Raw genomic sequence first — 26,738 nt, 5'->3', positions numbered from 1 at the left:
GACGTCCGACACCGGCATCACTCCGTCACGCCGGTCCGCGCCGCCCGCACCTCCGCCAGGAACGCCCGCGCCAGGCGCGACAGCGGCTCGGCCTCCGACCACAGCATGAAGGCTTCGACCGGCGTGCGAGGTGCGAACGGACGCACCACCACCGGATGCGCGCTCCCTTGCGCGGGCGAGAACGGGTCGACCACCGCGACGCCGACCCCGGCCCCGGCCAGCACGCAGGCGGTGTTGCAGTAGCGCACCTCGACGCTGGCGTCGAACGGCACGCCGGCCCGCGCGAAGGCGTCCCGCACGGCCTCGCCGAGCCGCGTCCCGCGCTCCAGCCCGATGAAGGGGTGGCGGGCGAGATCCGCCGGCGTGACGCTCGGCGTCAGGCTCAGCGGATGGTCGGGGGCCATGACGCAGACCATCTCGCCCCGGTGCACCACCTCGTGGGCGATGCCGACGTGGTTCGACAGGCCGAGTGCGAACCCGAGTTCCGCGACCCGGCTGGATACGCCCTCGATCACCCCCTCGTAGCGGCGCACGTCGAAGAACAGCCGCGTCTGCGGCCGCCCGCGCACGAAGGCGGCGAGCGCGCGGGGCAGCAGGCCGTAGGCCAGCGGCGGGGTCGCCATGATGGCGAGGTGCCCGTGCCGGTTCTCGCGCAGGTCATGCAGGCGGTTCTCCAGCTTGGCATGGAGCGCGAAGATCGCCTCGCTCTCTCGGTAGAGCGTCATCGCCTCGGCGGTCGGAAACAGTCGGTTGTTGATGCGGTCGAACAGGGGAAAGCCGACCTGCGCCTCCATCGCCTTGAGGGCGTTGCTCACCGCCGGCTGCGACACCGCCAGTTCCTCGGCCGCCGCCAGGGTGGTGCGGTGCCGAACCACGGCCCGCAGGATCTCAAGCTGCCGCAGGTTCATCATCACCTCAGCTTATAGTCTGGCGGAATTTATCATAGGCCGCAGGATTGTAGGGGCGTAAGGGATATGCATGATCGGGACATCGCAGGGGGTCGATACGACGTAATGCTTACAGATTAAGCATATCGCCCACGCAGAGGTCATGATGTCCCGTGTCGTCACCGTCGCGGCGGCCCAAATGGGGCCGATCCAGCGCGCCGATTCCCGCGCCCACACCCTCGACCGGTTGATCCGCCTGCTCGAGACGGCGGCGGGGCGCGGCGCGACGCTGGTGGTCTTCCCCGAACTCGCCTTCACGACGTTCTTCCCGCGCTGGCTCCTCGAAGGCGACGCGCTCGACCGGTATTTCGAGCGCGCGATGCCCAATCCGGCGGTCCAGGCGCTGTTCGACCGCGCCCGGGAGCTGAAGGTCGGCTTCAACATCGGCTACGCCGAGCTGACACCGGAGGGGGAGCGCTTCAACAGCACGATCCTGGTCCAACCGGACGGGTCGATTCTCGGGCGCTACCGCAAGGTCCACCTGCCGGGCTCGGTCGAGCCGCGGCCGGGCGCCCGCTTCCAGCAGCTCGAGAAGCGCTACTTCTCCTACGGCAATGCCGGATTCCCGGCCTTCCGGGCCGGCGCGGACTGGGCCGGCGCGATCGTCGGCATGATGATCTGCAACGATCGGCGCTGGCCCGAGGCCTGGCGGGTCCTGGGGCTGCAAGGTGTCGAGCTGGTCTGCGTCGGCTACAACTCGGCCGCCTACGATCCCAACGGCGGCACGAGCGAGGACGCCGCCTTGCGCACCTTCCACTCGACGCTGGTCGTCCAGGCCAACGCCTACATGAACGCCACCTGGGCGGTGGCGGTGGCGAAAGCCGGGGACGAGGACGGATCGGGCCTGATCGGCGGCTCCTGCATCGTCGATCCCGACGGCCGCATCGTCACGCAGGCGCGGAGCCTCGGCGACGAGGTGGTGGTGGCCGAATGCGACCTCGATCGCTGCCGCCAGGGCAAGGAGAAGATGTTCAATTTCGGCCAGCACCGCCAGCCGGCGCAGTACGGGCCGATCACCGAGCGGGCGGGCGTGATCGAGCCGGCGCCGCTCGCGGCGGAGTGACGGCGATGCGGAACGCCCTCGTCCTCGTCATCCTGGCCGCCCTCGCGGCCGGCCGCGCCGCCGCCGCCGGCCTGCCCGACGAGATCCGCCAGCGCGGCAGCTTGCGGCTCTCCGTCAACGCCACCTACGCGCCGATGGAGTACCGCGACCCCGAGACCAACACGCTGAAAGGCCTCGACATCGACCTCGCGACCGAGATGGCCAAGCGCCTCGGGGTCGGCATCGCCTGGAGCGAGGTGCCTTTCGCCGAGCTGATCCTGTCGCTGCAATCCGGCCGGTCGGACTTCATCATCAGCGGCATCTCGGACCGCGCCTCGCGCCGGGACAAGGCCGACTTCATCGACTACCTGACGACCGGCGCGCAGTTCTTCGCCCTCGCCGGCAGCCCGGCACAAGTCCCGGCGGATCTCTGCGGCAAGCGGATCGGAACCACCCGCAGCACCTCGTTCCCGGCCCAGATCGAGGAGTGGAGCAGGACGGCCTGCACCGCCGCCGGCAAGCCGCCGGCCGTCGTCGCACCGGGCGAGAACAGCATCGACGTGCGCAACCAGCTCAAGCAGGGCCGCATCGACGCCGCGGTCCAGGGCAGCGAGACGCTACCCTACGCACAGAGCCTGGAGGCCGGCCGCTACCGCGTGCTCGGCACGCCCTTCACCAAGGGCTACCAGGGCATCATGGTGCGCAAGGAGGATGCTGCCCTGCGCGAGACCCTGACCGCGACCCTGCGGGCGATGATCGCCGACGGCAGCTACGGCACGATCCTGGCCCGATACGGTCTGTCGGCCAATGCCGTGCCCGAACCTCTCCTGAACGCGAGCGAGCAATGAGCAGCGGGCGCGCCCTGGCCGAGGGGTTTCCGGATCTCACCGGCTTGCCGACCGCAAGGCAGCCCCATTGGGGCCGCTGGATCGCGGCCGCCCTGATCCTGATCGTGCTGGCGCTGATCGGGCGCGCCTTCGCGCATGGCCAGATCGAGTGGGCTTACGTCGCCCGCTTCCTCACGGTGCCGGTGATCCTGCACGGCATCGTCAACACCCTGGTGATGGCGGGGCTGGCGATGAGCCTCGGCATCGTGCTCGGCCTCGTCGTGGCGGTGATGCGGCTCTCGCCCAACCCGCTGCTGAAGGGGGTAGCGGTCGGCTATACGTGGCTGTTTCGCGGCACCCCACTGATCCTGCAACTCCTGTTGTGGTTCAACCTGGCGCTGGTCTTTCCGGTCATCGGCATCCCGGGCCTGTGGTCGGCGAAGTCGGTCGAGGTGATGACGCCGTTCCTCGCCGCGCTGCTCGGCCTCGGCATCAACCAGGGCGCCTATACCTCGGAGGTGATGCGGGCCGGCCTGCTCTCGGTCGATGCCGGGCAGTACGAGGCCGCGCAGGCGATCGGCATGGGCCAGCTGAAGGCGCTCCACCGGATCATCCTGCCCCAGGCGATGCGGGTGGTGCTGCCGCCCCTTGGCAACGAGTTCATCGGCCTGGTCAAGGCGACCTCGCTCGCCAGCGTGATCCAGTACCCGGAGGTGCTGCACGCCGCCGAGAACATCTACTACGCCAATTCCCGCGTCATCGAACTGCTGATCGTCGCCGGGCTCTGGTACCTGCTGGTGGTGTCGGCCCTGACGCCCCTGCAGATGTTGCTCGAGCGCCGCTTCTCCCGCGGCACCGCGAGGATCACCCGATGAGCGCGCCGCCCCTCGTCGCCGTCCGCCGCGTCTCGAAGAGCTTCGGCACGTTCAAGGCCCTCGACGACGTCTCCCTCGACGTGCACGCGGGCGAGGTGATGTGCCTGATCGGCGCCTCGGGCTCGGGCAAGACGACGCTCCTGCGCTGCGTCAACCAGCTCACCCGGATCGATGCCGGCGGCATCTGGCTCGACGGCGAGCTTTTAGGGATGCGCGAGGCCGGCGGGCGGCTGCACGGCTTGAGCGAGCGCGAGGTGGCGCGCCAGCGCCTCAAGACCGGCATGGTGTTCCAGCGCTTCAACCTCTTCCCGCACAAGACCGCGCTGGAGAACGTCATCGAGGGCCCGGTCCAGGTCCAGGGCCGCCGGCCGGCGGAGGTGCGGGACGAGGCGGTGGCGCTGCTGGCCCGGGTCGGCCTCGCCGCCAAGGCGGGCAACTATCCCGCCCAGCTCTCCGGCGGGCAGCAGCAGCGCGTCGCCATCGCGCGGGCGCTCGCCATGAAGCCGCGGCTGATGCTGTTCGACGAGCCGACCTCGGCCCTCGACCCCGAGCTCGTCGGCGAGGTGCTGGCGGTGATGCGCGAGCTCGCGCGTTCCGGCATGACCATGATGGTCGTCACCCACGAGCTGGGCTTCGCCCGCGAGGTCGCCGACACCGTCGTCTACATGGACCACGGCGGCATCGTCGAAGCGGGCACGCCGGCCGAGGTCCTGGGCGGGCCGCGCGAGGCCCGCACCCGCAGCTTCCTCTCGGCGGTGATCGGCTGAGAGTTTTCGAGGAGGGTCTGGTGAAGCGCCTGATCGCGATCGGTCTCTTGAGCCTGTCCGCCACGATGGCCGCGGCGCAGGACGCTCCGAAAGCCGCCCTGCCGCCCGAGATCGCCAAGAGCGGCACGCTCAAGGTCGCGATCGTGCCGAACTACCCGCCGATGGAGTTCAAGGACCCGGCGACCGGGCAGCTCACCGGCTTCGACGTCGATCTCGGCGATGCCCTGGCCAAGACGCTCGGGGTCAAGCTCGCCTGGCAGGAGACGAGCTTCGACCAGATGATGCCGGCGCTCGCGACCGGCCGGGTCGACGCCATCCTCTCCGGAATGACCGATCTCGCGACCCGGCACGACACCGCGGCCTTCGTCGACTACCTGCGCAGCGGCCCGCAATTCTTCGTCCGCAAGGCCCGCGAGGGCGACTTCAAGGACGTGACCTCGCTCTGCGGCAAGAAGGCCGGGGCGAGCCGGCGCACCTCTTTCCCGCGCGAGATCGCGGCCTGGAGCGAACAGAACTGCAAGGACAACCCGGTGGTGTTCGTCGGCACGGAAGGCTCGGCCGATGCCCGCACCCAGCTCAAGCAGGGCCGCATCGACGCCGCCGTGCAGGGCAACGAGACGCTGCCCTACGTGATGGGGCTTGAGCCCGACACCTACCTGGCCATCGGCACCCCGATCGCGCTCCAGTACACCGGCATCGCGCTTCCTGTGAAGGAGACCGGCCTGCACCAGGCCGTGGCCGGCGCCCTCGACGCGCTGATCGCCGACGGGACCTACAAGGCGCTCCTGAAGAAATGGATGCTCACCGAGAACGGCGTCGACAAGGCGCTGGTCAACGGGGCGAAATGAACAACCGACTATTATCGGCTGTCCTTTGCAGAATAAAGCGCGGGATCCCCTCTCCCGTGTGGGAGAGGGGAGAGCGCGAACGCGTCGAAGCCGGCGCTCCGCAGTAACCCGACCACACGAGACCGCCCATGAATCGCGCCGCCCTCGACAGCATCCCGCTCACCCCCGCCAATCTCGCCCCGCCGGCCCCGGACTACCCCTGGCCGGCACCGTACCGCTCGGCCATGTTCCTCTCCTTCGACGTCGACGCCGAGAGCGCCTGGACCAGCAAGGATGCCGGCCACGCCGAGCGCCTGGTCACCATGAGCTACGGTGCCTACGAGGCCCGGGTCGGCACGCCGAAGCTCCTCGACCTCCTCGACCAACTCGGCCTCAAGGGCACCTTCTTCATCACCGGCTGGGCGGTCGATGCCTATCCGGCGATGGCCGAGGCGATCGTGCGGGCCGGCCACGAGATCGGGCACCACGGCTACCACCACCTGATGCCGGATCCGGGCGCGCCCTTCATGGAGGAGGAGATCGAGCGCGGCTTCGAGACCCTGAGGCGCCGCCTCGGCGTGGTGCCGACGGGCTACCGCGCCCCCTACGGCGAGTTCACCGAAGACCTGCGCAAGACGCTGGTCGCGCACGGCATCGTCTACACGTCGTCTTTCCGCGACGACGTGCGGCCATACCGCCACGTGCTTCGTGACGGCACCCCGGGCCCGATCGAATTGCCGGTGACGGCGAGCTATGACGACTGGATGCACGGCCTCTCGACCCGGTTCAGCCCGCGCTCGATCTTTCCCAAGGAGCACGTCCTGTCGCTGTGGAAGGACGAGCTCGACGAGGTGCGCGACTGGGGGGCGATGGTGACGACGGTCCTCCATCCCCAGTGCAGCGGCCGGCCGATGCGGCTGCGCCTGCTGCGCGAGTTCCTGACCTACGCCCAGGGCTGCCCCGATCTCTGGATCACCACCGGCGCGGCGATCGCCGGCAACTTCTTGAAGCACGAGAGGGCAGCGTGACCACGGTCGCGATCTTCGGCACGTACCTCCTCACCCTCCAGGACGGCGCGCCGCGCATCCTGCGCGACCGCTGGGTGCTGGTCGAGGGCGGTCGCATTGCCGCGGTCACGCCGGACCGGCCGGCGGCGGACGAGATCTACGACCAGCCCGGCCGCCTCGTGCTGCCGGGCCTGCTCAACCTGCACAACCACTGCTTCAGCGAAGCGATCGCGCGCTCGCACACCGAGGACGGGCGGGGCCGCAAGGGCGGCAAGAGCATCGTCTACACGGTGCTGCTGCCGCTCTCGAAGATCGCGCTCCACGTCCTGTCGCCGCAGGAGCGCTTGGCCGCCGCCCGGCTCGGCGTCCTGCAACTCCTCAAGGGGGGCGCCACGACGGTGATGGAGCCGTTCCGGAACGGCTTGCCCGAGATGTTCGAGGCGGCCGAGGAGATGGGCCTGCGCTTCTATGGCGCGCCCTACCTGTTCTCCACCGCCGACGCCAAGGCCGGCCCGGACGGGCGCGTGACGTACAGGGGCGACGACGGCGAGGCCGACCTCGCGGTGTGGGACGCGCTTCACGCCCGCTGGGAGGGCAAGGGGCAGGGGCGCATCCGCCTCGCGATGAGCCCGCACGCCACCGACACCTGCGGCCCGGACTTGCTCCGCGCCTGCGCCGCCCGGGCTCGCGAACTCGGCGTGCCGATGACCATCCACCTCGCCCAGAGCGACGACGAGGTCGCGACCATCCGGGCGCGCCACGACGGGCGCAGTCCCGCCGAATACCTCGACTGGCTGGGCCTGCTGGCGCCGGACCTGCTGGCCGCCCACTGCGTTGCCAGCAGCGACGACGACCTGCGCCTGATGGCGGCACGGGGCGCCACGGTGCTCAACTGTCCGCGGGTCTTCGCCCGGGCCGGCCGCACCGCAGCCTTCGGTCGCTTCGCCGCCCACGGCCTGCGCACCCTGGTGGGCACCGACGGCTACAACATGGACCTGCTGGGCGAGCTGAACGCCGCCTCGCTGATCTCGAAGGTCGCCGCTGGCCGGGCCGAGGTCGCGGATTCCGCCGCCCTCATCGATGCCGTGACGCGACAGGCCGCCGCGGCCATCCGGCGTCCGGATCTCGGCGTGATCGCGCCGGGCGCCACCGCCGACCTGACGGTGGTGGACATGACGCACCCGCACCTGCAGCCGCTGTACGATCCCTTGCGCGCCCTGATCGCACTGGCCAACCGGGCCGACATCGCCCAGGTCCTCGTCGATGGCCGGGTCCTCATCAACGAAGGCCGCTACCTGGCAGGCGACGAAGGCGCGATCGTTCGCGAGGGCGCCGCCGCGATCGAGCGGGTCTGGGACCTGCCGGAGGTCCGGGCGGCTCTCGCCGAAGACGCCTGAACCGCGGGAGGGACGGGCAAAGTCGCGCCGCAGGCGCCGGGACCGTGCCGCAGAAGGCGGTCGATCGCCGCCTCGATCGCTCGATCGGGGCCGCGAGTTCCACCACCGGTCATTCCCCCTGGCCCGCGGTTCCGTTCTTCCGCCCTTGAGAGGCGTCTCCACGACGGGCAGAGAACCATCCGCAGCGGCCCTTCGCCCGGCCGAGGTGGTTGAGGGTCGACCCTACGCCGCCTCGCGCGACAGTTTCAGCGTCTCGCGCTGGATGAGGTCGCGGTAGAAGCCGTCGAGGTGGACCAGCCGCTCGGGCGAGCCGTCCTGGATCACCTGGCCGCCGTCCAGCACCACGATCCGGTCGAAATCCTTCAGGGTCGACAGGCGGTGCGCGATGGCGATGACGGTGCGACCCTGCATCAGGTTGTGCAGCGCCTCGCGGATCGCCTCCTCGGATTCGGTGTCGAGGGCGGAGGTGGCCTCGTCGAGGAGCAGGATCGGCGAATTCTTCAGGATGGCCCGGGCCACCGCGATGCGCTGGCGCTGCCCGCCCGAGAGCTTCACGCCGCGGTCGCCCACGATCGTGTCGAAGCCCTGCGGCAGGTCGTTGATGAAGTCCGTGCAGCGCGCGGCCTCGGCGGCGGCCCAGACCTCCTCGTCGGTCGCGTCGGGCCGGCCGTAGCGGATGTTCTCGCGCAGGGAGCGGTGGAACAGCGAGATGTCCTGCGGCACCACCGTGATCGCCTCGCGCAGGGATTCCTGCGTGACCCGGCCGATATCCTGGCCGTCGATCAGGATGCGCCCGCCCTGCGGGTCGTAGAAGCGCTGCAGCAGCGTGAACAGGGTCGACTTGCCGCCGCCCGAGCGCCCCACCAGGCCGACGGTCTGGCCCGGCTCGATCGTCAGGGTGAAGTCGCGGAACACCTCCCGCCCGTCCGGGTAGCTGAAGGCGACGCGGTCGAATTCCAGGCGCGCGCCCCCGCCCACCAGGGGCTTCGCCTCCGGATGGTCGCGCAGGTCGTGCGGCTGCAGCAGGGTCTTCAGCGCCTCCGACAGGCGGGCGGTGTGCTGGGTGACGTCGACGAGGGCCACCGCGAGGTCGCGGGTCGCGGCCAGGATGGTGATGCCCAGCGTACAGACCAGCACCACCTGGCCGGCCGTCGCGCTGCCCGCCTCCCACATCTTGACCGCCCAGTAGAGCAGGCCGAGCACCGCCACCACGGTGATCACCGCGTGCATGATGCGCAGCTTCTCCAGGTAGAGCAGGCTGCGGCGGCGGGCCTTCATCTCGGTCCCGATGGTGCCGTCGAAGCGCACGAATTCCCGCTTGAAGGCCGAGAAGGCGCGCACGAGTGGCATGTTGCTGACGAGGTCGACCATCTCGCCGTCGACGGAGGCGGCCTTCTCGGCGAAGTCGTGGTGCAGCGGCTTGCCGGCCGCCGCGATGCGGAACATCAGCACCACGACGCCGCCGCAGATCACCAGCAGCCCGGCCGCCATCGGCACCGAGACCGCGCCCACGTACAGGATCGCCCCGAACGCCGCCGCGCAGGGCGGCATCACGTTCCAGACGAACATGTTCTCGGCGGTGAAGATCGCGTTCGAGGTCGCCGTGATCCGGCTCGCCAGCGTGCCGGGCTGCCGGTCGGCGAAGTAGGAGGGGGAGTGGCCGGTCATGTGCCGGAACAGGTCGCGCCGGATGTCGCCCGTCACCGCCACGAAGGTGAAGCTCGCCACCAGGCTCGCCACGCGCCAGAGCATGTTGTCGGCCGCGATGAAGGCGATCAGCACGCCCAGGGCGCCCCAGATCTCGCCCGATTGCGGCCCCTTGCCGAGCGCGTCGACCACGCCCTTGATCCCGTACTGCGTGCTCACCGAGCAGGTCACGGCGGCCAGGACCGACACCACGATGGCGGCGTGGGGAACCACGCGCCGCCGCAGGTAGCGGGCCACGAAGGCCCAGGGCCGTTCAGCGTAGGCGCAGAGGTCTTCCATCTGGCGATCGATCCCGGTTCTTCGTCCGCGCGCGGCCGGTCGTGGAACGAAAGGGCCGACCCGGTGCCCCGGACCAACCCGCCTTAGCCGCAACGCGAAAGCGTCGCCTTATGTTGCAGGCAAAAACTCGCGGCGCGCAGGATTTATAGCGGGCCTACATGAACGGGAGTTGAGCGGCCCTGCCGCGCTGCGAAAAAAGCCCCGCGCCGCAGCAGGGTGCCGCCGCTCAACCGCCGCGCCCCCGCCGCGTCTCGGGCATCACCAGCAGCAGCAGCACGAGGGCCAGCATCGCCACCCCGGCGAGCCCCAGGAAGGCCGCGTGGGTGCCGAGATGGTCGGCCATGGCGCCCGACAGGGTCGTGCTGATCGCGGCGCCGACGCCCATGCCGGTGCCGATCGCCCCGAGGGCGAGGTTGAAGCGGCCGGTGCCCCGCGTCGCGTCGGCGACCACGAGCGGCACCATGACGCCGATCACCGCCGCCGAGATCCCGTCGAGCACCTGGATCAGCACCAGCACCTCGGGCTCCTGCGTGTAGGCGAAGAGCAGCCCGCGCAGGGGCAGGGCGGCGAAGCCCAGGATCAGGAGCGGGCGGCGGCCGTAGGTCTGCGCCGCCCGGCCGACCGCCGGGGCGATCAGCGCCATCACGATCTGCGGCGCCATGATGCAGGCGGCGATCAGGATGGTGGCGGTCTGGCTCGCCCGCATGGTCAGCACGCTGCCGACGAGCGGCAGCATCGCGGCGTTCGCCACGTAGAAGAGCAGGATGCAGGCGGAGAAGCAGAGCAGCGCCCGGTTGGTGAGGACGAGCCGCAGGCTCGCCCAGCCGCTCGGCGGCGGCGCGCCCTCCCGGCCCTGCGGCCGCACCACCTCGATCTCGCCGGGGCGGATGAAGGACAGGGCGACCAGGGTCGGCACCACGAGCGCCGCCGTCACGTAGAAGACCGCGGCGTTGGACAGGTAGTAGCCGCAGGCTCCCATTCCGGCCGCCGCCAGCGCGTTGCCGATCGAGGAGAACCGGGCGTTGCGCCCGAGCCGCTCGCCGAGCCGGGCATGGCCCGACAGGCCGAGGCTGATCGCCGCGATGGCCGGCGTGAGCGTGCAGCTCGCGACCGAGTGCGCCGCCATGGCGAGCGCCGCGATCAGGAAGCTCGGCCACAGGCCGAGCCCGGCCGCGCTCGCCCCGATGATCGCGACCGAGAGGGCGGCGACGAGGCGCTTGCGCCTCACCCAATCCACGAAGGCGCCGCCCGGCACCTGCCCGAACAGGCTGAACAGGCCCCCGATGGTGAGCACGAGGCCGATATCGGCCTGGGTCCACTGGTGAGCCGTGAAGTGGACGGCGATGAAGGGGCCGAACCCGGTCTGCAGGTTGGCGACGAAGAACGTGAAGGCGTCGAGGCCCCGGCTGCTCGCCGCCGAGGGCGCGGGCTTCTCCCGGCGCGTGCCCGGGAGGGGCACCGCGGGGGCGGGCCTCTCCCGGACCGGCTCGCGGGCCACGGCCTCCGCCCGTGTCTCGAAGCGGGGGATGTCCCGGTGGGCGAGCGCCCGGCGCTGGGATCGGCGCGCCGCCGTCATTTCTCTTGTGGGCCGCGCGCGGCGGCCTGATCCGCGTCGGGCGCGGGCGCCGAGGGGGTCGCGGCCGCCGGAGCCGGCGAGGCCGGGCCCAGCACCACGATCGGGTCGCCGGGCTTGTACTCGGGCGAGACGCGCACCTGGTTGCGATTGAGCTGGAGCACGGCCCGGCCGGGCTTGTTGTCGGCCGCGAAGTGCAGGGCGCGCCAATCCACGGCGATCTTGCGCGAGCCGACGCCGAGGAAGCCGCCGAAATCGATGATCGCGGCGCGCGGCCGGCCGTCCTTGTCCACGATGATGTCGATGATCCGCCCCATATCCTCGCCGGCCGCGCTGCGCACGGGCTTGCCCAGCACGCCGTCGTAATCCTGCGCGTCGAGGACGGTCGCAGGCGTACCGGGGGGCGGGGCCGCGGCGGCCGGCGGGGCCGCGGCGGCCGGCGGGGCGGCGGGAGGCGGCGGGGAAGCGGGGGGCGCGGCGGCGGGCGGCGAGGCCGGGCCGGACGCCGCCGGCGCGGGGGGCGTCTCGGCCGGCTTGGCGGGCGGCGCCTCCGGCTTGGCCGGCGCTGCGTCGGGCTTGGCGGGCGGCGCCTCCGGCTTGGCGGTCGGGGCGGGCGGGGCGGCGGGCGGGGGCACCGATCCGGTCTGGGCCGCCGCGGCGACGGCCCAGAGGCCCGCGAGCGCCGCGAGCGCGTTCCTCAGGATCGTCACCAAAGCTGCTCCTCGTCTCGCTCGCATCGCCGTTCGGTCGGCAACCGCGACGCTCGGCAGGGGTTCCGCCGCGGCGCGCAGGGCGTCTGCGTAGCCGCGGATCGCGGCGAAGTTGTGGGGCCGGGCCTTCGGGCGCAAGCCGCGGTCGGGCCGTCGAACGGACATCGTCGCTCTGTCTCCGTGGCGGGCCCGCGGCCGGCCCGGCCTGCGCGAGGGGGCTCCCGTGCGCCGACGGGGGAGGCGGACCGCCCCGCCGCTGCCGCGCGGCCATCCTTGGCGGGGCGTCGGCGAGGTGTCCAGGCGCGACCGGCCGCGCTGGCCGCGAAACGCACAGGGCGCGACGCTGGCCCTCGGCGCCCGCCTCCGCTACACCGCGCCCACCTCCGGGAGCCTTCGACCGATGTCCCCGTCCCCGCTTCGCCTCGGCGTCAACATCGACCACATCGCCACCCTCCGGAACGCCCGCGGCGGCGTGATCCCGGACCCGCTGCGCGCCGCGCGCATCGCGGTCGCGGCGGGGGCCGACGGGATCACCGCGCACCTGCGCGAGGACCGCCGCCACATCCGCGACGAGGACGTGGAGCGGCTCAAGCGCGAGATCGACCGGCCCCTGAACCTGGAGATGGCGATCACCGAGGAGATGGTCGCCATCGCCCTGCGGCTCGTCCCGCACGCCGCCTGCCTCGTGCCCGAGCGCCGCGAGGAGCGCACCACCGAGGGCGGACTCGACATCGTGGCGGCCCGCGAGCCCGTGCGGGCGGCCGTCGCCCGCCTGACGGAGGCGGGCATCCGCGTCTCGCTCTTCGTGGAGGCGGATGTGCACATCATGGAGGCGGCGCGCGGCCTCGGCGCGCCGGTGGTGGAGCTGCATACCGGCCGCTACTGCGAGGCGGTGGCGGCCGGGGATGCCGAGGCGGCGCGGCGCGAACTCGCCCGCATCGCCCGGGCGGCGACCCACGGCACCGAACTCGGCCTCGAGGTCCATGCGGGCCACGGCCTCACCCTCGACAGCGTCGGGCCGGTCGCGGCGATCCCGCACCTGCGCGAACTCAATATCGGGCATTCCATCGTGGCCGAATCCGTCTTCGTCGGGTTCGACGAGGCGGTGCGCGCCATGCGGGCGGCCATGGAGGCGGGCCGGGCGGGAGCGGGGGCGTGATCGTCGGGATCGGCTCCGACCTCTGCGACATCCGCCGGATCGAGCGCTCGCTCGCCCGGTTCGGCGAGCGCTTCACGCACCGGGTCTTCACGGAGGGCGAGCGCGCCCGCAGCGACCGGCGGGCGGCCCGGGCACCGTCCTACGCGCGACGCTTCGCCGCCAAGGAGGCCTGCGCCAAGGCCCTGGGCACCGGCCTCTCCCGCGGCGTGTTCTGGCGGGACATGGAGGTGGTGAACTTGCCCGGCGGCCAGCCGACCCTGCGCCTCACCGGCGGAGCCGCGACGCGGCTCGCCGCCCTGATCCCGGAGGGGCACCTGGCCCGGGTCCACGTCTCGCTGACCGACGACCCGCCCCTCGCCCAGGCCTTCGTGGTGATCGAGGCCGTGCCGGCCGCGTGAGGGCCGCGCGGAACGCCGCGTCCCGCGGATGCCTCCCGCGTTGCGGGCGGAGAGGCGTTGGTTTAGACCCCGCGCACCGCGGCTTCCTTCCCCGCGTCTCGGCGGTCGCTCCGGCGAGGGGCGGACCGCCGGAGACGAGAACCATGGATCGCGTGCGCACCAATCCGGACCTCAAGCCCGCCAAGGAGGCGGGGCCCTGGGACTCCGTCAAGGAATTCGTGAAGGTCGGCCTCCAGGCGCTGCTCATCGCCGTCGTGGTGCGTACCCTCCTGTTCCAGCCCTTCAACATTCCGTCCGGCTCGCTGGTGCCGACCCTGCTGATCGGCGACTATCTCTTCGTGTCGAAGTACTCGCTCGGCTACTCCAAGTACTCGCTCCCCTTGAGCGACTATCTGCCCTTCGAGATGCACGGCCGCATCTGGGGCGCCGAGCCGAAGCGCGGCGACATCGTGGTGTTCAAGCTGCCGAAGGACAACTCGACCGATTACATCAAGCGGGTGATCGGGCTGCCCGGCGACCGGATCCAGATGATCAACGGGATCCTGAACATCAACGGCAAGCCGGTGAAGCGCGAGCAGGTCGAGGATTACGCCACCACCGACGCGTTCGGGCAGCCTACCGCCGTGCCGCAATACGCGGAGACGCTGCCGAACGGCGTGACGCACCGGATCATCGAGCGCGACGGCGACCGCGGCCTGTGGGACAACACCAACGTCTACACGGTGCCGGCCAATCACTTCTTCATGATGGGCGACAACCGCGACAACTCCACCGATTCGCGCGACCTGTCGAGCGTCGGCTACGTGCCCTTCGAGAACCTGGTCGGGCGGGCCGAGGTGATCTTCTTCTCGATCGACGAGGGCGCCTCGCCGCTCCAGATCTGGAACTGGCCCTGGACGGTGCGCTGGACCCGGCTGTTCCACACCATCCACTGAGCGAGGGCGCGATGGGCGCGATCCGCCGGGGGAAGCGCAGGAGCGAGCCCGCCGACCTCTCTGCCCTGGAGGCGCGGATCGGCCACGTCTTCGCCGACAAGGACCTGCTGCGGCGGGCGCTGACCCATGTCAGCGCCGGCTCCGGGCTCGAGAGCTACCAGCGCCTCGAATTCCTCGGCGACCGGGTGCTCGGCCTCGCCGTGGCGGACGGGCTCTATGCGGCGCTGCCCGAGGCGGACGAGGGCGACCTGTCGCGGCGCCTCTCCGGGCTGGTGCGCCGGGAGAGCTGCGCGGCGGTGGCGGGCACCTGGGACGTCGGTCCCCACCTCAAGCTCGGGGCCGGGGAGGTGCACGGGGGCGGGCGGCGCAACCCCGCCATCCTGGCCGATGTCTGCGAGGCGATCCTCGGCGGCATCTTCCTCGACGCCGGCTACGACGCCGCCAAGGCGGTGATCGACCGCGCCTTCGGGGCCGCCGGGGAGGCGGAGGCCACGAGCGGCCGCGACCCGAAATCGGCCCTGCAGGAATGGGCCCAGGGGCTCGGCCTGCCGACCCCGACCTACGCGGTCGTGGAGCGGGCCGGGCCGGACCACGCGCCGATCTTCCGCATCGAGGCGCGGGTCTCGGGCGTGGAACCCAGCCTCGGCGTCGGCGGCTCGAAGCGGCTGGCCGAGCAGGAGGCCGCGCGCCTGCTCCTCGTGCGCGAGGGCGTCTGGCGCGAGGAGGCCGCGGCGGCTACGGAGTAGGCCCATGTCCGATCCCAAGTCCGATTCCAAGTCCGATCTCAACTCCGAACCGCTCTCCGGTCCCGTCTCCGAGCCCGCGTCGCCGCTTCCCGCCGCCACGCGCGCGGGCTTCGTCGCGCTGATCGGGGTGCCGAATGCGGGCAAGTCGACGCTCCTCAACAGCCTCGTGGGCAGCAAGGTCTCGATCGTCTCCCGGAAGGTGCAGACGACGCGGGCGCTCGTGCGCGGCATCGCCATCGAGGGGCCGGCCCAGATCGTCTTCGTCGACACGCCCGGCATCTTCGCGCCCAAGCGCCGCCTCGACCGGGCCATGGTGACCTCCGCCTGGAGCGGGGCAGCGGACGCGGACGCGGTCTGCCTGCTGGTCGATGCCCGCAAGGGCGTCGACCCGGAGGTCGAGGCGGTGCTGGGCAAGCTGCCGGACCTGCGCCGCCCTAAGATCCTCGTCCTCAACAAGATCGACGTGATCGCCCGCGAGCGGCTGCTCGACCTCGCCGCCGCGCTGAACGCGCGGCTGACCTTCGACCACACCTTCATGATCTCGGCGCTGACCGGCGACGGCGTGCCGGACCTGCGCCGGGTTCTGGCCGGGCTGATGCCGCCGGGTCCCTGGCTCTACCCGGAGGACCAGGTCTCGGACGCGCCTTTGCGCATGCTCGCCGCCGAGATCACCCGCGAGAAGATCTACGACCGCCTGCACGAGGAACTGCCCTATTCCTCCACGGTCGAGACCGACCAGTGGCAGGCGCGGCCGGACGGCTCGGTGCGCATCGAGCAGACGATCTTCGTCGAGCGTGAGAGCCAGCGGAAGATCGTGCTCGGCAAGGGCGGCCAGACCATCAAGGCGATCGGGCAGGCGGCGCGCGTGGAGATCGCCGAGGCGGCCGAGGCGCCGGTGCACCTGTTCCTGTACGTGAAGGTGCGCGAGAATTGGGCCGACGATCCCGAGCGCTACCGCGAGATGGGGCTGGACTTTCCGCGGGGGTGATGACCCGCGGCGGCTTTAACCGTTCATTAACCCCACCTGCCCGACGCTGTCCGCGCCGGGCGCCATCGACGGCTTCGGCACGCGGCGGTGGTCCGGTCTCGCACCGGACCGAACCGCTCCCCTCCGGACCCGCGAGGCGTCGATGGGCCTGAACCAGATCCGCAAGACCTCGGCCGCCCGGGCCATGGCGACCACCCGCGCCCTCGCGGAGCAGCGGGCCGACGCGCTCGCGCCCGTCCTGGCGGCGATCCGGGCGGAGGGCATCACCTCCGTGGCGGGCATCGCCCGGGCGCTCGCCGCGCGCGGGGTGCCCGCCCCTCGGGGCGCGGTCTGGTACCGGGGCGCCGTGGAGGCGGCCCTGCGCCGGGCGCACTGAGCCTCAGGCGACCTCCGGTTCCCAGCCGATCGCGCGGCGCAGGAAGGCCGCCCCGAGCGCCGCGAAGGTCGCGGTCTCCTGGCTGTTCTTGCCGTAGGAATGCCCGCCGGCCTCCGGCTCGTAGAAGCGGGCCGGGTAGCCCATGGCCTGGAGCTTCGCGGCCATCTTGCGGGCGTGGCCCGGATGCACGCGGTCGTCCCGGCGGGTGGTGGCGATTAGGATCGGGGGGTAGGGCCGGCCGGGCGCGGCGACGTGGTAGGCCGAGATGTGCTGCAGGAAGTCCCAGTCCGCCGGCACTTCCGGGTCGCCGTACTCGGCCACCCAGCTCGCCCCGGCCAGCAGCCGGTGGTAGCGGCGCATGTCGATGAGCGGGATGGTGCAGAGCAGCGCCCCGAACCGCTCGGGGTAGCGGGTCAGCATGTTGGCGATGAGGAGGCCGCCGTTCGAGCCGCCCTCCGCGGCGATGCGGCCGGGCCGCGTCACGCCGCGGCGCACGAGGTCGGCCGCCACCGCGGCGAAGTCGTCGTGCGAGCGCGCCTTGCCCTCGCGCCGGCCCGCCTCGTGCCAGCGCGTGCCGAACTCGCCGCCGCCGCGGATATTGGCGACGACCCGGGTGCCGCCCTTGGCCAGCCACAGCCGCCCGAGCACCGCCGAGTAGCCGGCGAGGTTCGTGACTTGGAAGCCGCCGTAGCCCGACAGGTGCACGGGCGCCTCGCCGGTCTCCCCCGGCGGCCCGGCCTGGACGTAGGGGATGCGCTCGCCGTCGGCGGAGACCGCCTCGTGGCGCGTCACCACCAGCCCGTCGGCGTCGAACAGGGCGGGGGCCTGTTTGAGGATCGCGGGGGCGGCGAGGCCCGCCCGGGTCAGCAGCAGCGTCGAGGGCGTGATCGGGTCGTTGGTGGCCGCCAGGAGGTCGCCGTTCGACTCCTCCTCGTCCGCGTCGAGGGACCAGACGCTGACGACCCCGAGTTCCGGCAGGCCCTCGATCCGGCTCTCCCGCCAGTCCTCGGCGGGGGCGAAGGCCGGGAACTGCGCCCGAAGGTCGTCGAGCACCGCGACGACGAGGTGCGCCCCGCTCCAGAAGAAGCCCTGCAGGGCGCGGCGCGGCCCCGGCGCGAACAGGACCCGGAAGGCCCGGTCCCCGGCCAGGAAGGCGTCGAGCCCGATGCCGAGCACGCTGTCGGCGGGGTACTCCGTGCCGCCGACGGCCCAGGGCGTGCGGGTGCGGATCGCGAGGAAGCCGCGGTGCCAGCCGGCATCCGCGTCGGTCGGAAGGTCGAGGCGGGTCTTGGGGCCGGTGCGGTCGCCGAGATCGATGGTGCCGTCGAAGAATCCGGTGCGCTCCACGAACACCACCCGCTCGGGCGAGGCCTCCCGGTCGGGATAGGCGTAGACCACCATGCTCCCTTCCGCGGCCGTGAAGATCACCGGGGCGGAGAGCGGGTCGGTGCCGCGCCGCCACAGGCGGACGGTGCGGGCGTAGCCCGAGGGCGTGGCGTGGTCCGGCCCGCCGAGGGGGCTCGCCAGCAGCATCGTGTCCCGGTCGAGCCAGACCGGGCTGCTCTTGCCCTCCGGCAGGGCGAAGCCGTCCGGCACGAAGGCCCGGGACGGAAGGTCGAACTCGCGCGCCACGGTGGCGTCGCCGCCGCCGCGGGAGAGCTTCAGCAGCGCCCGGTCGTGGGAGCCGGGCAGGCTGACGGCGCCGGCCCAGACCCAGTCCTCGTCCTCCGCGCGGGCGAGGGCGTCGAGGTCGAGGAGCAGTTCCCAGGCGGGCTCCGGCTCCCGGTAGGCGTCGAGGGTCGTGCGCCGCCACAGGCCGCGGGGATGCGCCGCATCCTGCCAGAAGTTGTAGACGAGGCCGCCGCGCCGGGTGATGCCCGGGATCTTGTCGGGCCGGTCGAGGGCGGCCTTGAGGCCGTCGCGGTCCGCCGCGAAGCGCCCGTCCGCATAGGCCTCCAGGGTGGCGGCGTTCTGCGCCTCGACCCAGGCGAGGGCGCGGGCGCCGTCGACCTCCTCCAGCCACAGGTAGGGATCGTCGTCGGGCGCCGCGAGGGTCGGGCGGGGATCGGGCGAGAGGGTGGACGAGGCGGTCATCGGGGCATCCCGGGGCGTGGCACCCGGAACCTAACCGCGTGCCGGCCGGCGTCCACCGTCACACGGTTGCAATACGCCGTCTGTTTGAACGGCAGGCGTCCGGCCCGCGCCGCGCGCGGACCTGCCTACGTGCCGACGGGACACGCATGACCGCCATCTGGCTCGCCGCCCTCTGCCTCGGGCTGACGGCGATCAACCTCCTCAGCCTCACGATCGGCCTCTGGCGCATCGGCCGCCGCCGCGGCGGGACGGCGCCCGCTCCGGTGCCGGTCTCGATCGTGCGCCCGCTCTGCGGCCTGGAGACCTTCAGCGAGGAGACGCTGACCGCGGGCTTCCGCCTCGCGTATCCGGATTACGAGCTGATCTTCTGCGTGGCGCGGGGGAGCGACCCGATCCTGCCCCTGGTGCGGCGGCTGATGGCGGCCCATCCGGGGATCCCCGCGCGGCTGATCGTCGGGGACGAGCCGGTGAGCGAGAACCCGAAGTTGAACAACTGCGTGCGCGGCTGGGAGGCGGCGCGCCACGACTGGGTGATCCTGGCGGATTCCAACGTGCTGATGCCGCGGGACTACGTGCAGCAGCTCCTGGCGGCCTGGCGGCCCGATACCGGGCTCGTCTGCTCGACGCCCGTGGGCGCGCGGCCGCGGGGGTTCTGGGCCGAGGTCGAGTGCGCCTTCCTCAACACGCTCCAGGCGCGCTGGCAGTATGTCGGCGAGAGCCTGGGGCTCGGCTTCGCGCAGGGCAAGAGCATGCTCTGGCACAAGCCCTTCCTGGAGGCGCGGGGCGGCATCCGGGCCCTCGGGGCGGAGATCGCCGAGGACGCGGCGGCGACGAAGCTGGTCCGCGCGGCCGGCCGGCGCGTGCACCTCGTGGGAGCGCCGTTCCCGCAGCCGCTGGGGCCGCGCCGCGCGGCGGAGGTGTGGGCGCGCCAGCTGCGCTGGGCGCGGCTGCGCCGCGTGACCTTCCCGCTGTTCTTCGCGCCGGAGATCGGCATCGGCGCCGCGATCCCGCTGGCCTGCGCCTACCCGGCGGCCGGGGGCGGCCTGGCCGGTCTGTTGGCGGTGCTGGGCGTGGGAGGGCTGTGGTACGGGGCCGAGTGGGGGCTCGCCGCCCGCAACGGCTGGCATCGCTCCTGGCGCTGGCCGGCCGCCTGTCTGGCCCGGGACGTGATGCTGCTCGGCATCTGGGCCGCCGCCTGGGTGGCGCGGGACATCGTCTGGCGCGGGAACGCCATGGACATCCGCACCAAGGATCCGCGCACCAAGGATCCGAAGCCGGCCCCGGCCCTCGACGCGGATCCGCGCACGGCCTGACCCCGGGATTGACTCCACCGGGCCGGCGCGGCACAGCGGGATCCGTGCCCGCATGGCGGAATTGGTAGACGCGGACGACTCAAAATCGTCAGCCGAAAGGCGTGGGGGTTCGATTCCCTCTGCGGGCACCATATGTTTTGCAAGATATTGAAATCATAGGTGTTTTCAGCCCGGGTCCAGCGCCCCGGACACGGGTACCGGAATGACCGGGGCTTAACGGGCGAGCTGCGCGGTGTCGGCGGTCCGCGTGAGCGTCGCGCGGCGTAGCCCCGCCTTGCGCAAGCCAAGCGCCGAGCTCGGGACCTTGGCCGCCCGTCTGTCGCGCGATGCCTTCGGGACGAGCCGGGCCTTCGCGCGCCCGGAATCCGGCCGGCTTCGCGGCGCAACTTTGACCGATTGCCCGCGCGCCTTCCCCGGCTTCGTCTCGATCGAGTTCGCTGCGCGCGAGCGCTTCGGCCACGATGCGTCGGCATCCCGGGCCGTTGCCGGCATGCGCGACGGGGGGCGGGGCGGGCCGCGCCACGCGCCGCTCGAACGCCGTGACGGAGGGCACGCGCCGCGCCAGGATCGTGCTCCTGGCCACACGACCGCTCACGGCATCAGGCTCGCCAGGTCGAACACCTGCGACCGGAGCCCTGCGGCCGACGAGACCCCTGCTTGCGAGCGCAGGGTGCGCTCACCGCGCGGGAGAGATCTCGCTCTCTCGGACAGCGCGCTCGCCCATGCGGGAGCGGATCCGGTAGGTGGCTTCCCCAGCGCGATCCAACGGCATCAGCCGCACGATCTCGAACACCTCGCTGATACTTGCGAGATTATCCGAGAATCCAGCCTGGAGCATCTTCACGTTCTGATGGAGTTTGAACTTGTGTGACATGGATGAAAACTCCTGACTTGGGGAGGGATGACGGCGCGGCGTCGAGCGCGTGGCTGTTCCTGTTCTCGCATCGCGGTCTGCGCGGCCGCCAGGCAGGCTGCTTCCGCTCGCCAGGCGACCTCCCGCGCGGCAAGCCTCGCGGGTCGTGCCTCGGCGCGCCGCGCCGCGAGCGGCCGCGTCCGGCGCCGGGCTTCGTGTCCGCGAGCGCACCAGCCTGCGCCGGGCGTCGGAGGAGGACGTCAGCCGCTGGCCGATTTGGTCCTCCTTGAACCCGGCCAAAAATCAGGCCCGGCTCAGGCGGAGGGAGCGGACGGGGCTCGAGAACCGGTCGGCCAAGTGCCAGCGCAACTCACGCACCGATTGATAGTGGTAGGTGCGATCAATAAGATGACTGACATCCAGGCGTTCATCTGCCTGCTGCTTCCAGAGCCGCTCGACTTGGAAGCTCTCAGCATCATTTGAGGTTGTTTGCTGACCAGCGTTGCTGATAAATGAAAAATGCACTAAGATAAATCCATCGGAGTTCGGGCTGCTCGGGACGAAGATGAGGTGCGGTCCTAAGGTCCGCACCTGATGTGACGGGCTACGCGGTCTTGAGATTGCCGGCCGACTGCTTTCCGGTGCGACGGTCGGTTTCCATCTCGTAGGAGACCTTCTGGCCTTCGGCGAGAGTGTGCAGCCCCGAGCGCTCAACGGCGGAGATGTGGACGAAGACGTCCTTGCTGCCATCCTCCGGCTGAATGAAACCGAAGCCCTTTTGGCCATTGAACCACTTTACGGTGCCATTGCTCATAGTCGTGTCCATATTTTCCCAAGCGTGGGCGTGAGCTTGGCACGCGATCAGCGACGCCAAGCCTCGGATGATCGATAGGATTTGGAGAGAGTGTCGGAGCATGCGCCCCAATGAGGGGGCGGCGAGGCCCGGAAGTCCGGCCAAAGATCGATTCAACGAGTATGGGCCGCTCCCGGCACAATAGCAAGGCGCCCAGGCGAACGACCTTGCCGTCGGGCTCGGAGGCCGTCATGGACCGCAGCCCGACGGTGTGCCGCATGGCGGTCCGGGCAGAACCCGGGATGCGCCTTCCGAACCGGCGCAACCCAGGCCGAGAGGGCCTTTCCCGCTACAGCACCGCGTGGATGTCGTAGACCGGCCCGGTCGGCGGGCGCTGGCCGATCCCGACCGCCAGCAGGCGGTTGAGCCACGCGAGGTCGTCCGCGCCGGTCTCGAAGCGGACCGCCGTGCGGAAGTAGTACGCGGCCGGGTCCACCGGCTCGCCGCGGGCGAGGCGCTCCATCACCTCGGGCGGGCCCGCCCGCAGGCCCGTGTACTGGCAGAAGATCAGCCCGCCCCCGCTCTCCCGGAGGGTGAGGCGCACGTCGAGATGCGTGGTGCCGTCGGGCTCGACGCGCAGCCAGTCGCCCGCCGCGCTCCCCGCCACCACCGCACCGCGCAGGCGCGGCCCCTCGAAGGTCCCGCCGGTGACCGGCACGATGCGCAGGCTGCCGCCGCGGGTCGGGCCGATCGCCTGCGGCGTGTCGACCGTCAGGCTCAGGCGGAACAGGAATTCGGCTCTCAGCGGAAGGGGGGCGTCCATGGCGGCGTCTCCGTGCGTCCGGCGGGCGGGACCGCCCCATGAACGCCGCCGCGCGCCGGCGCGCAAGCCGCCTCCGGGCTCCCGGCCCGTCCGGCATCGACGTCTCGCGGGGCGGCCGGAAGCACCGGCCCTCGTCTCGGATGGACGGTCGCTTGCCAGTCGAGGGCAGGATGATAAAGCATCAGGGGATGCGGTTTCTCGCGTCTTGTTGGCGGGGAATGATCGGATGAGGCGCGCCGTCACTCCTCTGGCCGTCGTCCTGGCGGCGCTCGTCGCATCCTCCGCCGGCCGGGCGGTCGAACCCTCAGGGGCGCTCCCGCCCGGCCGCGAGGGCGCGGATCCGGGCCGGGACGACCGCCGCGTCGCCGAGATGCTGGCCGCCATGCTGCGGGCGGGCCGCACCGTCATCTCGCAGGCCCAGGACGCGATCAACGATCCGGCGCCCGGGCCCAAGGGCCTCGACGGCGACGCCGTGCTGGCCCGGTCCGTCGCGATCTACCGGCGCACCACCGGCACGGACCCGGAGACCCTGCCGCCGGACAGCCGCGAGGGCCGGCTGCTGCGCCACGAGATGGCGGCCATCAAGGAGGTGGTCGACGCCAACCAGGGCACGATCGAGGCGGCCGGGACCGGCTTCAAGGGCTTCATCCCGGCGGTGTTCGCGCGGCTCGTCAGCGAGTCCTTCTCGCGCCGGGCCGAGGGCGAGGCGACCATGAAGGTCACGGCGCCCGCCCGCCTCGTGCGCAACCGCAAGGCCCGGCCGGATGCCTGGGAGGCCGCGGTGATCGACACGCGGTTCCTGATGCCGGACTGGCCGACCGGCAAGTCCTACGAGGCGGTCGTCGAGGATGCGGCCGCACCCCTCTTCCGGGTCGCCGTGCCCGAATATTACAGCGCCTCCTGCCTCGGCTGCCACGGCGCGCCCAAGGGGGACCTCGACGTCACCGGCTACCCCAAGGAGGGGGCGGCGGTCGGGGATCTCGGCGGCGTCATCAGCATCAAGCTGAGACGCTCGTGACGCCGGCCCCCGTCGCGCCCCCGGCGCAGGCGCGGGGCCCGGCGCCGGGCGTCGCGCTCGACCCGTCGCGCCTCCTCGGCCGCGTCTCCATCCGGACCCGGCTCGTGCTGCTGGCCGTGATCCTGATGGCCGGCATCATCGGCACCAACCTCTACCTCTGCGGCGCGCTCAACCGGGCGGCCGCCGCGGCGATCCGCGCGGACCGCGCCATGGTCCGGATCGAGGTCGCCAACGACGTCCGCAACGCCTTCGCGGACCTGCGCTACTGGACGACGGACCTCGCCGTCAGCCTGCTCACCCAGTCCGAGCGCAACGCCGCGGAGGCTCGCCGCAAGCTCGACGCGCAGCTCGCGATCCTGGCCCGGACCGACCCGGTCACCGCCGCGCGGATCGCCGCGGAGGCCGCCGCCTTCGTGCAGACCGCCGAGCGCGGCGTCGAGGCCTACACCAACGACCAGCGGGTGATCGGCAATTCCCTGGTGGCCGAGGCCCGCCGCCACGGCCTGGAGGTCGACCGCATCCTCGGCGACCTCGACGGCCAGCTCTCGAGCCAGGCCCACAGCGCCCGCGACCTCGTCCTCGCCCGGACCATGACGGCGACGCGGGTCTCCCTGGCGGTGGTGGGGCTCGCGGTCCTGTTCGGCATCGGGCTGACCGCGCTGGTGCTGCGCTCGATCCTGGTGCCGCTGCGGCAGGTGGTCGCCTCCCTGAGCGCCATCAGCGCCGGGCGCTACGACGTCCCGCTCCCGCAGACCCGGGACGCGGAGATCCGCGGCATGGTCGAGGTCGTGGCGCTGCTGCGCAGCGCCCAGGCCGAGCGCGCGCGGCTCGCCCTGGAGGCCGAGCACCAGCGGCTCACCCTCGAGGACGCGGTGGCCTGCATGCGCGAGGGGTTCGCCCTCTACGACCGCGAGGACCGCCTCGTCCTGGCCAATGCGCGCTACGCCGAGATGCTCACCGGCCGCTCCGTCGTGCTGCCCGCCGGCACCCCCTTCGCGGCGCTGATCCGCGAGGTCGCGGCGGGCCGCGACGCGGCGGATGAAGAGGCCGATCTCGACCGCGATGCCTGGATCGCGCAGCGGCTGGCGGACCACCGCCGCTCCGGCAGCACGACCGAGACGCGCATCCGCGGCCACTGGATCCAGATCACCAAGCACCGCACCCACGACCAGGGCACGGTGACGCTGGTCATGGACATCACCGACCTCAAGCAGCGGGAGCTCGACCTCGACCTGGCGCGGTCCGAGGCGGAGCGCGCCAACCAGGTCAAGTCGGAGTTCCTGGCCAACATGAGCCACGAACTGCGCACGCCGCTCAACGCCATCATCGGCTACAGCCAGATGCTGCGCGAGGACGCGGCCGACGACGGCAACGCGGCCGCCGCCGCCGACCTCACCAAGATCGAGGGCGCGGGCCAGCACCTGCTCGGCCTGATCAACGACATCCTCGACCTGTCGAAGATCGAGGCGGGCAAGATGGAGCTGTTCTTCGAGGAGGTCGAGATCCCGGCCCTCCTGGAGGATGTGCGCCTGCTGATCGAGCCGGTGGCGGCCCGCAACGACAACCGGCTGACGGTGACCTGCGCCGAGGGCGTGACGCGGATGGTCACGGACGTCACGAAGCTGAAGCAGAGCCTGCTCAACCTGCTCAGCAACGCGGCGAAGTTCACCAAGGGCGGGCAGGTCGGGCTCGCGGTGACGCCGGACCCGGAGCGGCCCGGCACCCTGCGCTTCGCGGTGAGCGACACCGGCATCGGCCTCTCGCCGGAGCAGGTCGGGCGCCTGTTCCAGGCCTTCCAGCAGGCGGACACCTCGACGACCCGCCGCTTCGGCGGGACCGGCCTCGGCCTCGCGATCACGCGCAGCTTCGCCCGCATGCTCGGCGGGGATGTCGCCGTGACGAGCATGCTCGGGGAGGGCAGCACCTTCGTGATCACGCTGCCCCTCCGGCCACCCGCGGCCGCGCTCCCGGCGGCGCCCGACGCGTCGCCCGCCGAGGCGGCGGGCCCGGTGCCCGCGGAGGCCGAGCCGGCCGGCGCCGAGGGGCCGGAGATCCTGGTCGTCGACGACGAGGTGGCCTCGCGCCGCATCATCGGCTCGCTCCTGGTGCGCGAGGGCTACCGGCCGATCTACGCGGAGACCGGCGAGGAGGCCCTGCGGGTGGCCCGCGACCGGCGGCCCGCCGCCATCACGCTCGACGTCATGATGCCCCGCCTCGACGGCTGGGCCGTGCTGCAGGCCCTCAAGGCGGATCCGGACCTGACCCCGATCCCGGTGGTCCTGGTGTCGATCGCGGCGGATCGCGGGCTCGGCTTCTCGCTCGGCGCGGCGGCGGTGTTGAGCAAGCCCGTCGACCGCGGGCAACTCGCCGCCGCCATCCGGGTTCACCGTCTGCAAGGGGAGGGCGAGCCCGTCCTCATCGTCGAGGACGACCGCGCCATGCAGGTCCTGACCGCCCGGACGGTGGAGCGCCTCGGCTGCCGGGCGGCGAGCGTCGGCAACGGGCGCGAGGCCCTCGACTGGCTGGAGCGCCACCCGCCGCCCCGGCTGATCCTGCTCGACCTGATGATGCCGGTGATGGACGGTTTCGCCTTCCTGCGCGTGTTGCGCGCCCGGCCGGAGCACAGGGAGATCCCGGTCGTCGTCCTCACCGCGCGGTCCCTCTCGGAGGCGGAGCGGGCGGAGCTCGTCACCATGGCCGAGGGCGTGGTGGCGAAGGGCGAGGCCGGCCGCCTCGACCTGAGATCGGTCCTCCAGGAGGCGCTGGCGGGTCACCAGGGGCCCGCGATCCGGGTGACCCGCGCGCGGCCCGCGGCAGAGGAGGTCCCATGACCCGCATCCTGCTCGTCGAGGACAACGAACTCAACCGCGACATGCTGAGCCGCCGGCTCGTGCGCAGCGGCTACGAGGTGCTGTTCGCCGAGGACGGCCAGCAGGCGGTGGACGTGGCCGCCGCCGAACTGCCGGATCTGATCCTGATGGACCTGAGCCTGCCGACCATGGACGGGTTCGAGGCCACGCGGGCGCTGCGGGCGAACGCGCGGACGGCGACGCTGCGCATCATCGCCCTGACCTCGCACGCCATGTCGGGGGACCGCGAGCGGGCGTTGGCGGCCGGCTGCGACGACTACGACACCAAGCCGGTCGACCTGCCGCGCCTCCTGGCCAAGGTGACGGCGCTGCTCGAGGGCGGGCGCCCGGCCACGGGCTGAGCGCGGCCTCAAGAGCATCTTCCGACGGAGTGGATACCGGTTCGTCGCAGAAAGTGCGTAAAAAATCAAAGAC

The 26,738-nt window shown here is 72.0% G+C and carries 25 protein-coding genes and 1 tRNA gene; 18 read left to right on the top strand and 8 right to left on the bottom strand.

Annotated elements, in window-relative coordinates; all coding sequences use genetic code 11:
- Positions 1-17: 17 nt before the first annotated feature.
- Positions 18-908, bottom strand: a complete 891-nt coding sequence (locus ACW9J6_RS09640; RefSeq protein ID WP_457116299.1) for a LysR family transcriptional regulator — start codon at positions 906-908, stop codon at positions 18-20.
- Between the two features lie 145 nt (positions 909-1,053).
- Between ACW9J6_RS09640 and ACW9J6_RS09635 the strand changes: the two genes are divergently transcribed.
- The 7 genes from ACW9J6_RS09635 (at position 1,054) to ACW9J6_RS09605 (ending at position 7,689) form a co-directional block, all read left to right on the top strand.
- The gene (locus tag ACW9J6_RS09635) at positions 1,054-2,010 is read left to right on the top strand and encodes an N-carbamoyl-D-amino-acid hydrolase (RefSeq protein WP_457116298.1); all 957 of its coding nucleotides are present in this window, start codon (positions 1,054-1,056) and stop codon (positions 2,008-2,010) included.
- 5 nt (positions 2,011-2,015) lie between these two features.
- On the top strand, positions 2,016-2,837 hold the full coding sequence (locus tag ACW9J6_RS09630) for an ABC transporter substrate-binding protein (protein WP_457116242.1): 822 nt from the start codon (positions 2,016-2,018) through the stop codon (positions 2,835-2,837).
- Positions 2,834-3,691, top strand: a complete 858-nt coding sequence (locus tag ACW9J6_RS09625; protein ID WP_457116241.1) for an amino acid ABC transporter permease — start codon at positions 2,834-2,836, stop codon at positions 3,689-3,691. The genes ACW9J6_RS09630 and ACW9J6_RS09625 overlap by 4 nt, the downstream gene beginning before the upstream one ends.
- The gene (locus tag ACW9J6_RS09620; RefSeq protein WP_457116240.1) at positions 3,688-4,458 is read left to right on the top strand and encodes an amino acid ABC transporter ATP-binding protein; all 771 of its coding nucleotides are present in this window, start codon (positions 3,688-3,690) and stop codon (positions 4,456-4,458) included. The genes ACW9J6_RS09625 and ACW9J6_RS09620 overlap by 4 nt, the downstream gene beginning before the upstream one ends.
- A gap of 65 nt (positions 4,459-4,523) precedes the next feature.
- Positions 4,524-5,306 (top strand): ABC transporter substrate-binding protein, encoded by a 783-nt coding sequence (locus tag ACW9J6_RS09615; protein WP_457116297.1) that lies wholly within the window; start codon positions 4,524-4,526, stop codon positions 5,304-5,306.
- Between the two features lie 128 nt (positions 5,307-5,434).
- Positions 5,435-6,313, top strand: a complete 879-nt coding sequence (locus ACW9J6_RS09610; protein ID WP_457116239.1) for a polysaccharide deacetylase family protein — start codon at positions 5,435-5,437, stop codon at positions 6,311-6,313.
- Positions 6,310-7,689, top strand: coding sequence for an amidohydrolase family protein (locus ACW9J6_RS09605; protein ID WP_457116238.1), 1,380 nt, complete (start codon positions 6,310-6,312; stop codon positions 7,687-7,689). The genes ACW9J6_RS09610 and ACW9J6_RS09605 overlap by 4 nt, the downstream gene beginning before the upstream one ends.
- A 222-nt stretch (positions 7,690-7,911) precedes the next feature.
- Here the strand turns inward: ACW9J6_RS09605 and ACW9J6_RS09600 are convergent, their stop codons facing one another.
- The 3 genes from ACW9J6_RS09600 to ACW9J6_RS09590 all read right to left on the bottom strand — a co-directional run bounded on the left by ACW9J6_RS09600 (position 7,912) and on the right by ACW9J6_RS09590 (position 11,958).
- Complete coding sequence (locus ACW9J6_RS09600) at positions 7,912-9,675, bottom strand: ABC transporter ATP-binding protein (protein WP_457116237.1); 1,764 nt, start codon at positions 9,673-9,675, stop codon at positions 7,912-7,914.
- Positions 9,676-9,901: 226 nt separating this feature from the next.
- Positions 9,902-11,251 (bottom strand): MFS transporter, encoded by a 1,350-nt coding sequence (locus ACW9J6_RS09595; protein ID WP_457116236.1) that lies wholly within the window; start codon positions 11,249-11,251, stop codon positions 9,902-9,904.
- Positions 11,248-11,958, bottom strand: coding sequence for a PRC-barrel domain-containing protein (locus ACW9J6_RS09590; protein WP_457116235.1), 711 nt, complete (start codon positions 11,956-11,958; stop codon positions 11,248-11,250). The genes ACW9J6_RS09595 and ACW9J6_RS09590 overlap by 4 nt, the downstream gene beginning before the upstream one ends.
- A gap of 400 nt (positions 11,959-12,358) precedes the next feature.
- Here ACW9J6_RS09590 and ACW9J6_RS09585 point away from each other — a divergent pair, with 400 nt between their 5' ends.
- The 6 genes from ACW9J6_RS09585 to ACW9J6_RS09560 all read left to right on the top strand — a co-directional run bounded on the left by ACW9J6_RS09585 (position 12,359) and on the right by ACW9J6_RS09560 (position 16,560).
- Positions 12,359-13,117 carry a pyridoxine 5'-phosphate synthase gene (locus tag ACW9J6_RS09585; protein WP_457116234.1) on the top strand — a complete coding sequence of 253 codons (759 nt, stop codon included), beginning with the start codon at positions 12,359-12,361 and terminating at the stop codon, positions 13,115-13,117.
- Positions 13,114-13,515, top strand: a complete 402-nt coding sequence (acpS, locus tag ACW9J6_RS09580) for a holo-ACP synthase (RefSeq protein WP_457116233.1) — start codon at positions 13,114-13,116, stop codon at positions 13,513-13,515. Before ACW9J6_RS09585 ends, acpS begins: the two co-directional genes overlap by 4 nt.
- Positions 13,516-13,658: 143 nt before the next feature.
- On the top strand, positions 13,659-14,450 hold the full coding sequence (gene lepB / locus ACW9J6_RS09575) for a signal peptidase I (RefSeq protein ID WP_457116232.1): 792 nt from the start codon (positions 13,659-13,661) through the stop codon (positions 14,448-14,450).
- Between the two features lie 11 nt (positions 14,451-14,461).
- Positions 14,462-15,196, top strand: coding sequence for a ribonuclease III (gene rnc / locus ACW9J6_RS09570; protein WP_457116231.1), 735 nt, complete (start codon positions 14,462-14,464; stop codon positions 15,194-15,196).
- A 4-nt stretch (positions 15,197-15,200) separates the two neighbouring features.
- Positions 15,201-16,184, top strand: a complete 984-nt coding sequence (gene era / locus ACW9J6_RS09565; RefSeq protein ID WP_457116230.1) for a GTPase Era — start codon at positions 15,201-15,203, stop codon at positions 16,182-16,184.
- Between the two features lie 142 nt (positions 16,185-16,326).
- Positions 16,327-16,560 (top strand): hypothetical protein, encoded by a 234-nt coding sequence (locus ACW9J6_RS09560; protein WP_457116229.1) that lies wholly within the window; start codon positions 16,327-16,329, stop codon positions 16,558-16,560.
- A gap of 3 nt (positions 16,561-16,563) precedes the next feature.
- On the opposite strand, the gene ACW9J6_RS09555 is transcribed toward ACW9J6_RS09560, so the two are convergent.
- On the bottom strand, positions 16,564-18,654 hold the full coding sequence (locus ACW9J6_RS09555) for a prolyl oligopeptidase family serine peptidase (RefSeq protein ID WP_457116228.1): 2,091 nt from the start codon (positions 18,652-18,654) through the stop codon (positions 16,564-16,566).
- A 146-nt stretch (positions 18,655-18,800) separates the two neighbouring features.
- Here ACW9J6_RS09555 and ACW9J6_RS09550 point away from each other — a divergent pair, with 146 nt between their 5' ends.
- Complete coding sequence (locus ACW9J6_RS09550; protein ID WP_457116227.1) at positions 18,801-19,967, top strand: ceramide glucosyltransferase; 1,167 nt, start codon at positions 18,801-18,803, stop codon at positions 19,965-19,967.
- 46 nt (positions 19,968-20,013) lie between these two features.
- Positions 20,014-20,098: transfer RNA gene (locus ACW9J6_RS09545), tRNA-Leu, on the top strand.
- A 545-nt stretch (positions 20,099-20,643) separates the two neighbouring features.
- On the opposite strand, the gene ACW9J6_RS09540 is transcribed toward ACW9J6_RS09545, so the two are convergent.
- From ACW9J6_RS09540 to ACW9J6_RS09530, 3 genes are all read right to left on the bottom strand, one after another.
- On the bottom strand, positions 20,644-20,841 hold the full coding sequence (locus ACW9J6_RS09540) for a hypothetical protein (protein ID WP_457116226.1): 198 nt from the start codon (positions 20,839-20,841) through the stop codon (positions 20,644-20,646).
- 583 nt (positions 20,842-21,424) lie between these two features.
- Complete coding sequence (locus tag ACW9J6_RS09535) at positions 21,425-21,634, bottom strand: cold-shock protein (protein WP_457116225.1); 210 nt, start codon at positions 21,632-21,634, stop codon at positions 21,425-21,427.
- A gap of 328 nt (positions 21,635-21,962) precedes the next feature.
- Positions 21,963-22,436, bottom strand: coding sequence for a DUF3237 domain-containing protein (locus tag ACW9J6_RS09530; RefSeq protein WP_457116224.1), 474 nt, complete (start codon positions 22,434-22,436; stop codon positions 21,963-21,965).
- 226 nt (positions 22,437-22,662) lie between these two features.
- On the opposite strand from ACW9J6_RS09530, the gene ACW9J6_RS09525 reads away from it, so the two are divergent.
- Genes ACW9J6_RS09525 through ACW9J6_RS09515 form a run of 3 tightly spaced genes read left to right on the top strand, consistent with a single transcriptional unit; the run spans position 22,663 to position 26,665 of the window.
- Entirely contained in the window at positions 22,663-23,454 is a 792-nt protein-coding gene (locus tag ACW9J6_RS09525; RefSeq protein ID WP_457116223.1) for a Tll0287-like domain-containing protein, read from the top strand.
- A complete protein-coding gene (locus tag ACW9J6_RS09520) occupies positions 23,451-26,285 on the top strand; it encodes an ATP-binding response regulator (protein WP_457116222.1) in 2,835 nt (944 codons plus the stop codon). The genes ACW9J6_RS09525 and ACW9J6_RS09520 overlap by 4 nt, the downstream gene beginning before the upstream one ends.
- Entirely contained in the window at positions 26,282-26,665 is a 384-nt protein-coding gene (locus ACW9J6_RS09515) for a response regulator (RefSeq protein ID WP_457116221.1), read from the top strand. The genes ACW9J6_RS09520 and ACW9J6_RS09515 overlap by 4 nt, the downstream gene beginning before the upstream one ends.
- Positions 26,666-26,738 lie beyond the last annotated feature (73 nt).

The sequence above is a fragment of the Methylobacterium sp. JK268 genome (assembly GCF_054052225.1).
The sequence above is the reverse complement of the archived record's forward strand: the minus strand, read 5'-3'. Positions and strand labels throughout refer to the sequence as shown.